The sequence below is a fragment of the Dellaglioa sp. CoH-56-MRSF-14 genome, assembly GCF_056782115.1.
In genome coordinates this window covers 1-13,946 of sequence record NZ_JBXAYB010000007.1, presented here as the reverse complement: position 1 = coordinate 13,946, position 13,946 = coordinate 1, and the positions used below count along the sequence as shown (strand labels likewise).

Here is a 13,946-nt window from a genome sequence, read left to right as displayed (position 1 = left end):
TCAAAAATTGCCAACAACATAGTATCCGTTGTTGACAATTCTGGCTTATTTAATATTTACAGTAACTGTTCTAACTTGTAGAGTTGCATTTGTTTTCATAAAATTAAATTTTTTACCGTTAATCGTGATACTCATAGCTGGTGCATTACCAAAGCTAAAGACAAATGACTTTGTACCGGCTGGGATTGTAACAGTATCCGTTGCATCTGAGACAAGTGTTGCTTGCCATAGTTGTGTGCCATCAGCCGTAATTGAGCTCCAAGCAGCACTACCAGAAGCTACTAATTTAACTTTAGAAGTTGTTGGTGCATTTTCCATTGTGTAAACAGTGTTTGTTCCCGCATCTGAAACATATGTTAATTTTTGCGTTTTCTTATCAGATGAAGAACTAGCCTTTACTGATTCAGAACTAGAAGTTTTAGTTTTTGAGTCAGTTGAAACAGATACTTTAGAACTTGAACTTTCAATTTGAGTATCTGTATCTTTACTATTCAATGTCACACCATAAATTGTACCCAAAATCCCTAAGACAATCACAACAATAATAATTGTTGGCAAGTACGACATAAACTTATCAAAATTACCGTCTTTTGGTAGTTTAGCAGACTTTTCAGAACGTGATACTTGTTCCTTTGCAACGACTGTTTCTTGTGTATCTGGAAGTGTTTCATTGAATTCTTTTAATAATTTATCCCCATCCAAATCAACCGTCTCTGCATATTGTTTAACAAATGCTCGAACGTAAAAATCTCCTGGTAAATCAGAAAATTTTTCATCTTCAATTGCAATCAAATAACGTTTTTGAATTTTCGTCATTTGTTGTAAATCATCTAACGTATATCCTTTATTTATTCTCGCTTCTTGTAATGTTTTTCCAATTTCACTCATGTCTAATTCTCCACTTAGTTTAATAGTTAATCTTCTAACAATCAGTATAACATAATCGTCATGTCCAATTTGTTAAAATTTTATTATTTTATTTCAACCATCCGCCTGAAACATAAATCGTTTGACCGGTGAGGTACCCTGCCTCTTTGGCTAATAATTGTTTTACCCAAAATCCAATTTCTTCGGGATGTGCGAAACGTCCCATTGGAATTTCACTTGAGATATCTTTCTTTGCATCTTTCGAAAATTGTTGATTCATTTTTGTATCAACTGCGCCTGGTGCCACCACGTTAACCGTAATACCTAACGAGGCAACTTCTTTACTATAAGCATTGGCAAAGGACGATAACGCACCTTTTACAGTACTGTACAGTACTTCCATTGGGCTACCAACGCCTCCATAAATTGACCCAATAAATATAATTCGGCCAAAATGATTTTGGGCTAACTTTGGTTCCAATTTCTGAATTAATGCCAATGGTGTTTGAACTTGCATCTTCATCATTTTATCTAAATCAGACATTGGGGCTTCATTGAATAAATGGTAAGAAGTTGTTCCTTCAGCAAATATTACAGCATCTACGGCAAATAGTTGGGATATCACTGGATCAACATTAGTCGCTGTCATATCAAATTGTAACGGCAAAAAATCTTGTTTTGGATATTTTCCCCTCAACTCTTGTGTTAATCCCATAATTGCTTCATCATTTTGATAATAATGCATTGTTAGCGACCAACCAATATCTGCCAATTGTCTTGCAATCATTTGACCAATATCACCAGACGCTCCAAAGATAACTGCCCAACTCATTTAATCATCCTCTTTAGCCATAATTTGGTAGACACTAATTGCTTCAGAACGAATAAAATCTTTAGCTCCTTGGCGAACTTGATCTAATGTCATATTTTCAATAATTGGTGCCCTATCAAAAACAGTGGCATCATCAAACAAATCACCATCATACTGATTTGCAATGCTCTCAAGTGAGTTCATCGATTGAATGGATTGACCTAACATTTCACGTTTAGCCAATTCAAACTGGGCCTCAGCCCCTGAAAGGTACTCTGACGCATTCTCTAAAATATGAATAATGGCATCCGATAACTTTTGAGGGTCATCAGTATCACCACTAATACTTGCAAAATGGAAGCCACGTTCAATTTCAAATTCATAGCCAAAGGAATCATCTAACGTCCCTTCATCATATAATTTCATATATTGAGGGGCCGTGTCACCAAACAAAAGATAAAGAAGCATATGGATTGTCTCTTTGTATTTCAAGCCGTTACGGCCTTCTGGAACATTATCTAATCCTTTTATACCAACAATTGTTTTAGCACGTTGAATGGCCATCTCAGTTGCACGATATGGCATGATGTCTGAACCGTCTACTTGAGTTTCTGGAATTAATCGTTTAATTGTTTCTGCTGCTTCTGGAAACTTTTTATGATTTTGATTATTTTTAATTAAATCTAAAGTTTCTTCTGGATCAACATTTCCTACAATAAATAAATTCATATTACTTGGATGATAAAATGTTTCATAGCACTTATATAAATCATCTGCCGTAATTTTATCGATTGATTCAATTGTTCCAGCGATATCACTGCTAACCGGGTGATTTGGGTAAAGGTTACCTAAAATACCAAAGTATAAACGCCAATTAGGATCGTCGTCATACATTTGAATTTCCTGTCCAATAATTCCCTTTTCTTTTTCAACTGTTTCAGGTGTAAAATACGGATCTTGCACAAAATCTAGTAATGTTTCAATGTTTTCAGGAACATGATTAGAGCTTGAAAATAAGTAGCTCGTTCGTGTAAAGCTTGTGAAAGCATTTGCACTAGCACCATATTCTCCAAATAAATCAAACGCATCATGATCTGCTTTTTCAAACATTTTATGTTCTAAAAAATGGGCGATACCATCCGGTACATGAACAACATCTTCTTCACCAATTGGTACAAATACACTATCAACTGAGCCATAATTTGTTGTGAATATACCATAAGTTTTATGAAAACCTTTACGAGGTAATATATTTACTTTCAAGCCATTTTCCAAAGTTTCTGTATATAATATTTCGTCAAACTGCGGGTATTCTAATGTTTTCATTAATTAATTTCCCCATTCAAAAAGAAGATTGCTTGTAATTTAACATTACGAGCGATAGCTTGAACGGCAGCTTTATCCACGCTATTAATGCCGTCTATCCACTCTGTTGCACTAACTTCTGTGCTTGTTAATTGATCAATCATCGATTGATTAATTAACGCCATTTGTGAGTCAAGACTACTTTGATATTGGTTAATCATTGTCATTTTTGTTTTATTTAATAGTTCATCACTAATGTCACCTGCGATAATATCATCTAATTGTTGTTGAACAATTTCGATAACTTTATCTTTATTTTGTGGTTCAATGCCTGTTTGTACAGTTAAAATACCTCTAAATGTATCTAACGAGCTACTTGCATAATAAGCCAAACTAGCTTTCTCACGAACATTTACAAATAACTTAGCTAGTGGTGAACCGCCAAAAACGCCATTGAAAATAAGACCCGCATAGTACCCATTTTCTCTGTAATAAACTGGTAACTGATATGCCAGATTTAATTTACCCTGAGTCACTGCTTGCGTTTCTGTTTTAGTCACAACTTCTTTAATAGCTTGATCATAGAATATAGGTATCATTTTAAAATCTCGAGGTTTAAAAGGCAACGTTTTAACAATAGTTTCAGTTTCTGATTCATCTAATTCACCAAGGACGAAAATGTCTACTCGATTAGTTGTAAGCATTTGTTTGTAGTAATCAAATAAGCTAGTTGCAGTTATCTTTTCAATATCTTCTACAGTCCCATAGCTAGGAATAGCTTGATCGTTTTGAAAGTAAAGTTTCTGTAATTCTAATCCTGCGTACGATTGTTTATCATCACTAATACTTCTGATAGACATCATCAAATTTTCCTTTTGGCGTTTAAATGTTTCTTCGTCAAAATGGCCATCAGTCACATTCGGATTGAAAATAATTTCTTTGATAAAAGCAAATATTTTTTTTAAACTTTCTGTTTTATGTTCTAAGAATTTATCGTTTACACCGTTTAAAATTAAACTTATTAAGTGAAAGTTTCCTTTTTTACTAACAGTGATACCAAAACTTGCACCATAAAGTTCTGATAATTTTTCGGCTAATTTTTGTTGAGATGGATATTCTGCACTACTAATTTCTAATAAGTTAGCTAATAGCATACGTTCTGCAGATTCTTTTCCGGTTAAAGGTGCTATAAAATTAATAACGATTCTATTCGTTTTAAATTGACTATTTTCAATAACAGTTAAGTTGACACCTGTTTCTAATTGTTTACGCACGAAAATGTGCCTCCTTTTAAATCGGATGTTCTTTTACCATGATAATTGAAAGACTAGTGAAACACAAATTTAATTGTTTCGTAATCTGTTTAGGCTAAACAAAAAAACTGAAAGCCCTAATTAGGACCATCAGTTTCTTCATTTATCAACACTTTGCGCGGCTTACTTCCCTCTGGCGGTCCAACGATTCCTTTTGCTTCCATTTCATCAACAATTCTAGCAGCTCGATTGTAGCCAATCCTAAAACGTCTCTGTAACATGGATACACTGCAAGATTGTTCATGAGTCACTAATTTAACAGCGTCCCCAAATAATTCGTCTTCTGAATCAGACGCTGATCCTGAGTTAGCTGTTTCTTCATCAGTCACAATCATCGTTTCATCGTATTGTGGTTCTTGCTGATTTTTAATAAACGAAATAACACTTTCAACATCTTTATCTGAAATGTAAGCATCTTGTACACGAATGGGTTTATTTAGCCCCATTGGTAGGAATAACATATCCCCACGACCTAAAAGCTTTTCAGCACCATTACTATCAATAATTGTTCTCGAGTCAATCCCACTGGAAACAGCGAAAGCCATACGTGATGGTACGTTAGCTTTAATCAATCCTGTGATAACATCAACAGATGGACGTTGCGTTGCCAAAATCATATGGATTCCAGCTGCTCGAGCCATTTGTGCTAAACGAATAATCGCATCTTCAACCTCATTCGAGGCTACCATCATTAAATCTGCCAATTCATCAACAATGACAACAATATAAGGTAACGTTGCTCTTTTTTGTCCGTCATCTGCGTTTTCTTGCATAATCATTTGATTATATCCAGAAATATTACGTTGACTAGCATCTGCAAACAATTCGTAGCGTCGCTCCATTTCAGAAACAACCTTATGTAAAGCTCGTGATGCTTTTTTAGGATTTGTAACAACCGGCGTTAATAGATGTGGAATACCATTATAGACACCTAACTCTACTTTTTTAGGATCAATCAACATAAACTTAACCTGATTTGGTTTCGTATTCATCAATAAACTTGTGATAATGCCATTAATTGCAACTGACTTACCACTACCAGTTGAGCCAGCAATCAATAAATGCGGCATCGTTGTTAAATCTGCTGTTACCAATTGGCCTGAAACATCGCGACCTAAAGGAACTTCGAGAACTTTATCTGGTGTTGGATTCTTTTGTTGAGATTCAATCACATCCCTGAATGAAACCATTGATACTTTAGAATTTGGTACTTCAATCCCAATAAGTGATTTTCCAGGAATTGGTGCTTCAATTCGAATATCTTTGGCAGCAAGTGCTAAGGCTAAGTCATCCGCAAGGTTAACAATTTTACTAACTTTAACACCAATTGCCGGATGTAATTCATATTCAGTAACAGATGGTCCTAAACTCACACTTTTAATTTCAACATCAACACCAAAGCTTTCAAATGTTTGCTTCAATATTTTTGTGTTTTTTTCAATTGTTTTATATTCGCCACTTTGGTCTTCTTTTGGAATTTTTGTAAGTAATGTAACTGGTGGTAATTGGTAATCTTCATTATCATCAGCCACTGTACTTGATATTATCTTAGGATCATCTTCTGAATCTAATTCTGAATCTGGTTCTTGTTGCGTAATGATAGGTGGTTCATCAACGGTCACTTCTCGTTCAGTTTTTATTTCCTTTTCTTCAGTTCTATGGTCAATTACAGGTTTTAATTCTTCTTCATCTTGTTCTGCTTTATTTTCTTTTCTTTCTTCTTTAAAACTATCTATTGCTACTTTCATTCGGCGAAAACCTTCTCTTGTCCAAGCAATAATTACGTTTAGATAGCGTTGAACAGTATACATAACTTCTGAAAAAGAGAGATCAAAAAAAATAAATAATCCGGCTAAGATGAAAAGTACACTAACAATATAGGTGCCTGCTTGTGAAATTAAGAAGTACGATAATTGGTATAAGCTTGCCCCTATCATTCCACCGCCAACTGTTGAACTAACTGCAGATTGTCGAAAATCGGAAACAAGTGTCTGCCATGTATATTGAATAAATTGGCTATGCACCGATGAGTGCCCAACAAACCAGGCTTCAAGAAAGACTAAAACACCAACATATAAAATAACGGATCCCCAATTAATTCTTTTCTTAACTTTGGGCTCTTTTCCCATAATCATTAAGTAACTTCCATATACACCGAGAATTAATAATGCGAATTGATATGTATTACCAACAAACAAACGGAAAACGTTAGCAAATAAAGCACCCAAATATCCCAGTGCTAGCACACCAAATATTCCAAACAATAAAAATATAACACCAATTATATTTTTAGAAAATTTGTATTGAACTGTTTTTTTTGTTGTTCTTTTTTTTCTTTTCTTTTTTTGAGCCAAAACAGTTCCTCCTTCTGTTAAAATAGATACTCAATTATACCATATCTTAATTACCTTCCGTGTCATTGTCTAGTCATTTCCACAAAAAGAGAGTTAATAACAATTATGTTATTAACTCTCTTTTTTGGCTGTAATTTCTTTGCCATCTTTAACTAACAGTAACCCTTGATATAACTGTAAATCATCACCACAATCTGAACAATAATCCATTTGTTCCTCATTCCAAAATGCTGTCAAAAATTGACGTTTACTTTTTTGATGGCTAAATTCAGTGGTAAATGCGCTAGATTGTTCCTCAAAAAAAGCCATCGCTTCATCCATTGAATCAAAATCAACTGTTTTTTGAATATGACTTTTCCAATCATCAAAAAACCACCATGGTTCATCAAATCCAAACATTGTTATTACTTGAAACAAGTTAGCTCACACCCTTCCATTTTATAAAATGACTGTTCATCATAAATACCGGTTTATTTCTTAACCCGAAGCAAGTATAACCCATTTATGAATTTCTAGTCTATAAAATGCTCAAGCTACTTATTTTAGCTTATCATTTTCATACGTGTGTGTTTTATCTAGATTTAAAAAGTCTTGTTGTCTAAGTGTTTCATAAATTACAATAGCAGCTGAATTAGATAAGTTTAAGGCACGAATGTGCGTATCATCTTGTGGAATTCGGATTGCTTTCTCTTCATTTTGGCGCATAAAGTTTTCAGGAAGACCTGTTGTCTCTTTACCAAACAAGAAGTAATAGTCCTTATTCACATCAGAATAATCTACTTGTGAATAAGTTTGCGGTGCAAATTTTGAAACCAAAAAAAGTTGTTTCTGATCTGGAATAGATGCTAAAAAATCTTGTAAATTTTTATGATACGTAATTTTTACTTTATCCCAATAGTCTAGTCCAGCACGTTTTAAATATTTATCGTCTGTTGAAAATCCTAAGGGCTCAATTAAATGTAGTTCAGTATCCGTTCCAGCACAAGTTCTAGCAATATTACCTGTATTAGCAGGCATAAGTGGTTCAAATAATGCAATATGATTCGTCAAAAATTAACATCCTTTCAAAAAATCGTTATTATTTTAGGCAACAAAAAAACGCATCATTTCGGTGTGGGCACGGCGAAAAGATACGTTAATGAAGATCAATTTCCAGAAGCTGACAACATCGTCGACAGTCTCTAAACAACCGAATTCGTATACTCATAATACCACAGCAATTTATTCGTTACAACACTGATTCTAACTTATTTTTACGATATTTTAATAGTGTAACGTCAACCGTAATTTTGGTTAAAGGTTGTTTTTTAGCTTTAGCCTGATTATCTGTTGTAGCTCCCCAATGTAAAGGAGTCATTTCGAGTAAGGCAGGAAACAAGCCTTCTGGAATATCGAATTGATAACTAATTGTAATTTGTTCAGAGTCAGGATAATTTTCTTTAAACAGATTTAAAACCTTTTCATTACTATAACTCCTATTATGACTCTCTTCGTTATATAGAAGTTCGCGTAATTCAACTAAGTAATTTGAATTTGGAATGATTTTTAATAACTGCCCGCCATCCTTTAATACTCGATCAAATTCTGTATAAGCAGAAGGCGAAAAAATATCAATAATTGTTGAAAATGACTTATTATTAAATGGTAGTTTAGCCAAATCAGCAATACAATAAAAAGCATCTGTCTCTTGTTGTGTCGCATAATTGATTGCATCTTTTGAAATATCAAATCCAACGTAAGTGTCTTTAGCATTTTGGCGTGTTACTTCTATATCATGAAGTGGTGTTCCCTCTCCACAACCTACATCCATAATTGTTTCTTCTTCATCAGAAAGCTGCTCAAGAATTTTATCCGTAATCGGTTTAAACAAGCCTGCTTGTAATAACTGTCTCCTTGCTAACCACATATCCAATTCATAATCACTTTTAACCCCATGATTCAAGAAAAAAAGAGTTCCTTTTTTTGATAAATCTATTTGATGATTTTCAGGGCAAAACATCGTCTGGCCTTCAACTTTACTGTAGGGGTTTAAGCAGACAGGACATCTAAATAAATCGATTTTATTTTTTAAAAATACGGCACTTTTCTCAATTTTTTTCAATTTACACTTATTCCTTTTTATCGTTTATTTTACATTCAATAGCTATTTATTTTTCAATGTTAATGTAATGACCTTTAACCAATTCAACAAGTTCTTCACGTTTTACGCCAACAGAACGACCAACTTTACCAGCTGAAACCCAAATTTTATCGAACTCTTGAATTCGTTCATCAAAATAAATGGGAAATCCTTTTCGAACATTAATTCCAATTGGTGTATTTGCGCCATGAACGTAACCAGTAATATTGATTAAATTTTTATTATCTGCTAAATGCAATTGTTTTTCATTTAATTCACGTGCTACTAATTTTAAATCAATTTCAAAAGTAATAGGAAGGCAAACAACTACGTAATCTCTATCACCGTTACTTCCCTGTAAAACAATTGTTTTTAAAATACTTCTTTCATCCGTTCCTAGTTCTTTAGCTTCTTTGCTTGAATCCATTTGTCGACCACCTAAAAAATCAAAAGTATAGCTCTCAAATTCAATATGATTTTGATCTAAAATGCGTTCGTCATTTGTTTTTTTTACTTTTTCTTTTTTTGCGATAATAATCACTCCCAAAATAATTATAGCACGACGTCTATCTCTTCACGTATTCTTATTTAATTTTCGATTTATTTCAAAAATATGTTGACTAAATTCGCTAAATAGCGTAAATTATCAGTTGGTTACTGATAATAATTTAATAAATACTAAAAATAGTTCGTGTTTAAAAGAAATGGGGAAATATTATGCCAGTTTTTGATTATGAAGATATTCAGCTCGTCCCTAACAAATGTATTGTAAATAGCCGTTCCGAAGTCGATACATCTATTCAATTTGGCCCTCGCCGTTTTAAACTACCCGTTGTACCTGCGAATATGCAGACAATTATCGATGAACCGTTAGCAGAATGGCTTGCATCAAATGACTATTTCTATGTCATGCACCGTTTCGATGAAGAGAGTCGCTTACCTTTCGTCAAAAAAATGCATGCAAAAGGTTTGTTTGCTTCTATTAGTGTTGGCGTTAAACCACATGAATGGGCATTAATTGAAGAGCTTGCCGATGCTGATTTAATTCCAGAATATATAACAATTGATGTGGCGCATGGCCACGCACAAAGTGTCATTGATTTAATTCATCATATTAAAAAATGGTTACCAGAGTCATTTCTAATTGCTGGAAATGTTGGCACACCTGAAGGCGTTAGAGAACTAGAAAATGCTGGTGCAGATGCAACTAAGGTTGGTATTGGACCCGGAAAAGTTTGCATCACTAAAATTAAAACTGGATTCGGTACCGGCGGGTGGCAATTAGCCGCTCTTAGATTATGTTCTAAAGCAGCAAGTAAACCAATTATCACTGATGGTGGTATAAGAACTCATGGTGATATTGCTAAGTCAGTCAGATTTGGGGCCTCAATGTGTATGATTGGTTCACTCTTTGCTGGTCACAAACAAAGTCCTGGTGATTTAATTGAAAAAGATGGTAATCTATTTAAAAGTTATTTTGGCTCTGCCTCTGAATATCAAAAAGGTAGCCACACTAATGTTGAAGGTAAAAAAATGCTCGTTCCTTTTAAAGGTGACATTCATGAAACTTTACTTGAAATGCAACAAGATTTACAATCTTCAATTTCTTATGCTGGTGGTAATTCTCTCTCTGCACTTGAAAAAGTCGATTATGTAATTGTTAAAAATTCAATTTTTAACGGTGATACGCTTTAATCAAAAAAGTTAGACAAAATAAAATTTGTCTAACTTTTTTGATTATCTTTATTCGTTTTCTCTGATTCGTCATACAAACCAGAATCCTTTTTATACCATACAAAAATCCGCGTTACAATAACTTTTAGAATTGCATATCCTGGGATTCCAAAAATAACACCTATTAATCCAAAAACCCGTCCCGAACCTAATAAAACAATTAAAATTGTAACGGGATGGATTGCTAAACTACTTCCAAGAATCAATGGAGAAATCAATCTTGCTTCAATTGTTTGTTCAACAATAAAAACAACAATAACCTTTATCAACATAATTGGTGACACGAAAGCAGCAATTACTAGTGCAGGAATCATCGCTAGAAAAGAGCCTAAATAAGGAATTAAATTCAAAAAACCTGCCAAAATCCCTAACGTTAAAGCAAACTTAAGACCAACTACTGAAAAACCAATAACAAATAATATGGCCACAAAGAATGCTACCGTTAACTGACCTCGGATATATTGACTGACTTGTAAATTAATTTCATCTAATAATTCAATGATTGATTTGCGATATCTTACTGGGAAAAAATTTGATAAATACTCAGGTAAATCGTGCCCATCTTTTAATAAATAAAATAAGATAAAGGGTGCTGTTACTAATCCAATGATAAATGTCGTTACAGTACCAACAACGCTACCTAAAGAATCAACTGTTGATCCAATAACTGAGCTCGCTTTTTTGGATACTGTTCCTACGATATCTGTATTTATTTTTTCAATTGAAGTTTTAATAGTATCAAATAAAGATGACGACATAAAATCATTCGTTTGATGTGTGATATTTGACCAATACGTCGGCCAATTTTTAATAATACTAATTGTTTGTGTTTGTACAGCAGGAATCAAAACGACAATCCCCCATACTAAAAACCCAGAAATTACTATAAATACAACTGTAATAACCAAACTTCGATTCAATTTAAAGCGCGTTTCACAAAAATCTATCAATGGGGATATTAAATAATACAGCACGCCAGCTAAAACAATTGGGAAGCCAATAATGCTTAATAACTCTCCAATTGGTGCGAAAAACCAGCCCACTTGTGCTAACATAAAAATAATTAGCAAACTTAACAAAACAATTGATAAAATGCTAACTGTTTTATTATTAACAACCCATTTCCAAAACCATGATCGTTGTGAAGTCGATTTTTCATTTGGGAGCATTTTAATCTACTCCTTTACTTATACGTGATTGTATTACCGACTTTAAAAGTTGGCAATACATGCGGTGTTAAATAAATACCATTTGGTTGTGGATGTTCTGGAACTTCCATAAAGAACAAGGTAGCATGCCCAACCGACTCAAAATTACTTGAAACTAACTCTCCAGCGAAATCAATTTTATAAGTTTGTTCATTAATAATCATTTCATCACCTGTTTTTGGCGAAATAATTTTTTTATCATCTTCAAATGATTGAATGACAGAAACTTGTCTTAAATCATCCGTTGCACTCTGATTGAAAAGGATAACAATAGGTTCCTTTTTTGAGATGGCATCTTTTCCAATTTCTTCAATTCTTGCTGTAATCATACTTTATCGTCTCCCTTATCCTTTATAGTTACCTATAATTATAGCATAGTCCCCAGTATAAATAATAACGTTTACAAAAATATATGATATAATATTGACAATATCATGAGGAGGTATTTGTAACTATGAAAGAGACTATTTTGTTTGGTACATATACAAAAAAGACAAGTACTGGTATCCAACGAGCTCAACTTGATACAATTGAAAAAAAAGTTTCTAACGCTACACCCTATATAAAGGTTGAAAATCCAACTTATCTCACGAAATCGGACAAAGGTGTCTTATATACCGTTTCAAAGAGGTCAGATTTAGGTGGTATATCAGCCTTTACCCTTGCATCAGAAAATCCCCAATTTTTAAATGACGTTTCAGCTGAAGGCGCTCCGCCTGCTTACGTTGCTGTTGATAATAACCGTCAATTAGTCTACAGCTCAAACTACCATAAGGGTCTTATTTCCATTTCAAAAATTCAAACTGATGGCTCATTAGCTCTTATTAATGAAGTTACAAATGAAGGTCATGGTCCAAAACCAGAACAAACAAGCTCTCATATTCATTTCACTGATTTAACACCAGACAATAGGTTAGTTGTTTGTGACCTTGGAACTGATCAAGTGTTAACTTTTGATGTGTCAGATAATGGTGCTATTAAACAAATTGCTGAGTATCGTTCAGAGCCTGGGTTCGGTTCTCGTCATATTGTTTTCCATAAAAATGGAAAATTAGCATACTTAGCTGGAGAGCTCTCAAGTGAAGTTTCGTTACTTAGCTACAATCAAACGGATGGTTCATTTAAAGAGATTCAAACACTTTCATCAATTCCATCTGATTGGAATGCTCATAACGGAATTGCTGCTATTCGCATTTCTAAAGATAGCCGCTTTTTGTATGTCTCTAATCGCGGAAACAACTCAATTGCTTGTTATTCACTTGCTGTTGATGGCACAATGACACTTATTCAACTTATTTCAACTGAAGGTGACTTTCCTCGTGATTTCAGTTTAAATAAAACAGAACAATTTTTGGTTGTTGCTAACCAAAACACTGATAATGCTACCTTATTCGAACGTGATTCAACCTCTGGTAAATTAACTTTACTTCAAAAAGATATTGCCGTTCCAGAATCCGTTTGCGTTTATTTTGAAAATTAGGAGAAATTAAATTTGTTAATTAAAGAAGTTGCAGTTGAAAATTTTACTGATATCCCAAAACAATTTGCCGCTGGTGCTAATCGTTTTGAACTTTGCGATAATCTTGCTGTCGGTGGTACAACTGTCAGTAAAGGTGTTATGTCTGAAACAATGCGTTATGCACAGGACAATGAAGTCCCTGTAATGGCAATGATTCGTCCCCGTGGCGGAAATTTCGTTTATAACGATACCGAATTAAAAATTATGGAGGCTGATTTATTTCAGGCTCAACAACTTGGTGTAGATGGCGTCGTATTTGGCGCTTTAGATACGAATAATAACTTAGACATAGAGGCGATGGAGTTTTTAATTGCAGCAAGTGGTGGCATGCAAATCACTTTCCATATGGCTTTTGATGAAATTCCTAATAATGCACAACTTGATGCGCTATCTTGGTTAGCAGAGCATGATATCGATCGTGTTTTAACGCATGGCGGATCACTTGATAAGCCTATCGAGGAAACGTTACCCCACCTCAAAGAAATTATTGACTGGTCAAACGGTCTCATTAAAATTGTTCCAGGTGGCGGTATTACACTTGATAATGTTGATACTATTGCTGCTAAATTAAACGTTAAAGAGCTTCATGGTACAAAAATAATTTTAAAATAATCATCTAAAAAGGTTCCAACAACTTCATGTACTAGGCCCTGTCAAGTTGACGGATGAAATAATATAAAATTTAATATGTTTCTAAATGGCTTTATCCCAGTATT

Annotated in this window: 14 protein-coding genes; 3 read left to right on the top strand and 11 right to left on the bottom strand. The window is 33.9% G+C overall.

Features of this window, described 5'->3' with window-relative positions; genetic code table 11:
- Positions 1–45: 45 nt before the first annotated feature.
- From AC1RPX_RS07070 to AC1RPX_RS07030, 9 genes are all read right to left on the bottom strand, one after another.
- Positions 46–888 (bottom strand): helix-turn-helix domain-containing protein, encoded by an 843-nt coding sequence (locus AC1RPX_RS07070; RefSeq protein ID WP_481761850.1) that lies wholly within the window; start codon positions 886–888, stop codon positions 46–48.
- Positions 889–976: 88 nt separating this feature from the next.
- Entirely contained in the window at positions 977–1,699 is a 723-nt protein-coding gene (gene ymfI, locus AC1RPX_RS07065; RefSeq protein ID WP_481761851.1) for an elongation factor P 5-aminopentanone reductase, read from the bottom strand.
- Positions 1,700–3,004 (bottom strand): EF-P 5-aminopentanol modification-associated protein YfmH, encoded by a 1,305-nt coding sequence (yfmH, locus tag AC1RPX_RS07060; RefSeq protein ID WP_481761852.1) that lies wholly within the window; start codon positions 3,002–3,004, stop codon positions 1,700–1,702.
- A complete protein-coding gene (yfmF, locus tag AC1RPX_RS07055; RefSeq protein WP_481761853.1) occupies positions 3,004–4,257 on the bottom strand; it encodes an EF-P 5-aminopentanol modification-associated protein YfmF in 1,254 nt (417 codons plus the stop codon). The genes yfmH and yfmF overlap by 1 nt, the downstream gene beginning before the upstream one ends.
- Before the next feature lie 116 nt (positions 4,258–4,373).
- Entirely contained in the window at positions 4,374–6,650 is a 2,277-nt protein-coding gene (locus AC1RPX_RS07050) for an FtsK/SpoIIIE family DNA translocase (protein WP_481761854.1), read from the bottom strand.
- Positions 6,651–6,761: 111 nt separating this feature from the next.
- Entirely contained in the window at positions 6,762–7,067 is a 306-nt protein-coding gene (locus tag AC1RPX_RS07045; RefSeq protein ID WP_481761855.1) for a DUF1033 family protein, read from the bottom strand.
- A 120-nt stretch (positions 7,068–7,187) separates the two neighbouring features.
- Positions 7,188–7,700 (bottom strand): tRNA (uridine(34)/cytosine(34)/5-carboxymethylaminomethyluridine(34)-2'-O)-methyltransferase TrmL, encoded by a 513-nt coding sequence (gene trmL / locus AC1RPX_RS07040; RefSeq protein ID WP_409021458.1) that lies wholly within the window; start codon positions 7,698–7,700, stop codon positions 7,188–7,190.
- Between the two features lie 178 nt (positions 7,701–7,878).
- On the bottom strand, positions 7,879–8,751 hold the full coding sequence (locus AC1RPX_RS07035) for a methyltransferase domain-containing protein (protein ID WP_481761856.1): 873 nt from the start codon (positions 8,749–8,751) through the stop codon (positions 7,879–7,881).
- A 46-nt stretch (positions 8,752–8,797) separates the two neighbouring features.
- Positions 8,798–9,301: a YbaK/EbsC family protein gene (locus AC1RPX_RS07030; protein ID WP_481761863.1), complete on the bottom strand. Its 504-nt coding sequence runs from the start codon at positions 9,299–9,301 to the stop codon at positions 8,798–8,800.
- A 185-nt stretch (positions 9,302–9,486) separates the two neighbouring features.
- On the opposite strand from AC1RPX_RS07030, the gene guaC reads away from it, so the two are divergent.
- Positions 9,487–10,464 carry a GMP reductase gene (guaC, locus tag AC1RPX_RS07025; RefSeq protein ID WP_481761857.1) on the top strand — a complete coding sequence of 326 codons (978 nt, stop codon included), beginning with the start codon at positions 9,487–9,489 and terminating at the stop codon, positions 10,462–10,464.
- A 29-nt stretch (positions 10,465–10,493) separates the two neighbouring features.
- Here guaC and AC1RPX_RS07020 read toward each other — a convergent pair whose 3' ends face one another.
- Together AC1RPX_RS07020 and AC1RPX_RS07015 are read right to left on the bottom strand one after the other, a co-directional pair.
- Positions 10,494–11,672 (bottom strand): AI-2E family transporter, encoded by a 1,179-nt coding sequence (locus tag AC1RPX_RS07020; RefSeq protein ID WP_481761858.1) that lies wholly within the window; start codon positions 11,670–11,672, stop codon positions 10,494–10,496.
- 14 nt (positions 11,673–11,686) lie between these two features.
- Positions 11,687–12,040 carry a PTS glucitol/sorbitol transporter subunit IIA gene (locus AC1RPX_RS07015; protein ID WP_409021462.1) on the bottom strand — a complete coding sequence of 118 codons (354 nt, stop codon included), beginning with the start codon at positions 12,038–12,040 and terminating at the stop codon, positions 11,687–11,689.
- A gap of 125 nt (positions 12,041–12,165) precedes the next feature.
- Between AC1RPX_RS07015 and AC1RPX_RS07010 the strand changes: the two genes are divergently transcribed.
- The gene (locus tag AC1RPX_RS07010) at positions 12,166–13,191 is read left to right on the top strand and encodes a lactonase family protein (RefSeq protein WP_481761859.1); all 1,026 of its coding nucleotides are present in this window, start codon (positions 12,166–12,168) and stop codon (positions 13,189–13,191) included.
- A 12-nt stretch (positions 13,192–13,203) separates the two neighbouring features.
- On the top strand, positions 13,204–13,842 hold the full coding sequence (locus AC1RPX_RS07005) for a copper homeostasis protein CutC (protein WP_481761860.1): 639 nt from the start codon (positions 13,204–13,206) through the stop codon (positions 13,840–13,842).
- Positions 13,843–13,946 lie beyond the last annotated feature (104 nt).

What these genes read in the sequence shown, in the direction of transcription:
- AC1RPX_RS07070 (WP_481761850.1), bottom strand. Translation starts at nt 888, where the DNA reads ATGAGTGAAATTGGAAAAACATTACAAGAAGCGAGAATAAATAAAGGA.
- ymfI (WP_481761851.1), bottom strand. Translation starts at nt 1,699, where the DNA reads ATGAGTTGGGCAGTTATCTTTGGAGCGTCTGGTGATATTGGTCAAATG.
- yfmH (WP_481761852.1), bottom strand. Translation starts at nt 3,004, where the DNA reads ATGAAAACATTAGAATACCCGCAGTTTGACGAAATATTATATACAGAA.
- guaC (WP_481761857.1), top strand. Translation starts at nt 9,487, where the DNA reads ATGCCAGTTTTTGATTATGAAGATATTCAGCTCGTCCCTAACAAATGT.
- AC1RPX_RS07020 (WP_481761858.1), bottom strand. Translation starts at nt 11,672, where the DNA reads ATGCTCCCAAATGAAAAATCGACTTCACAACGATCATGGTTTTGGAAA.
- AC1RPX_RS07015 (WP_409021462.1), bottom strand. Translation starts at nt 12,040, where the DNA reads ATGATTACAGCAAGAATTGAAGAAATTGGAAAAGATGCCATCTCAAAA.
- AC1RPX_RS07010 (WP_481761859.1), top strand. Translation starts at nt 12,166, where the DNA reads ATGAAAGAGACTATTTTGTTTGGTACATATACAAAAAAGACAAGTACT.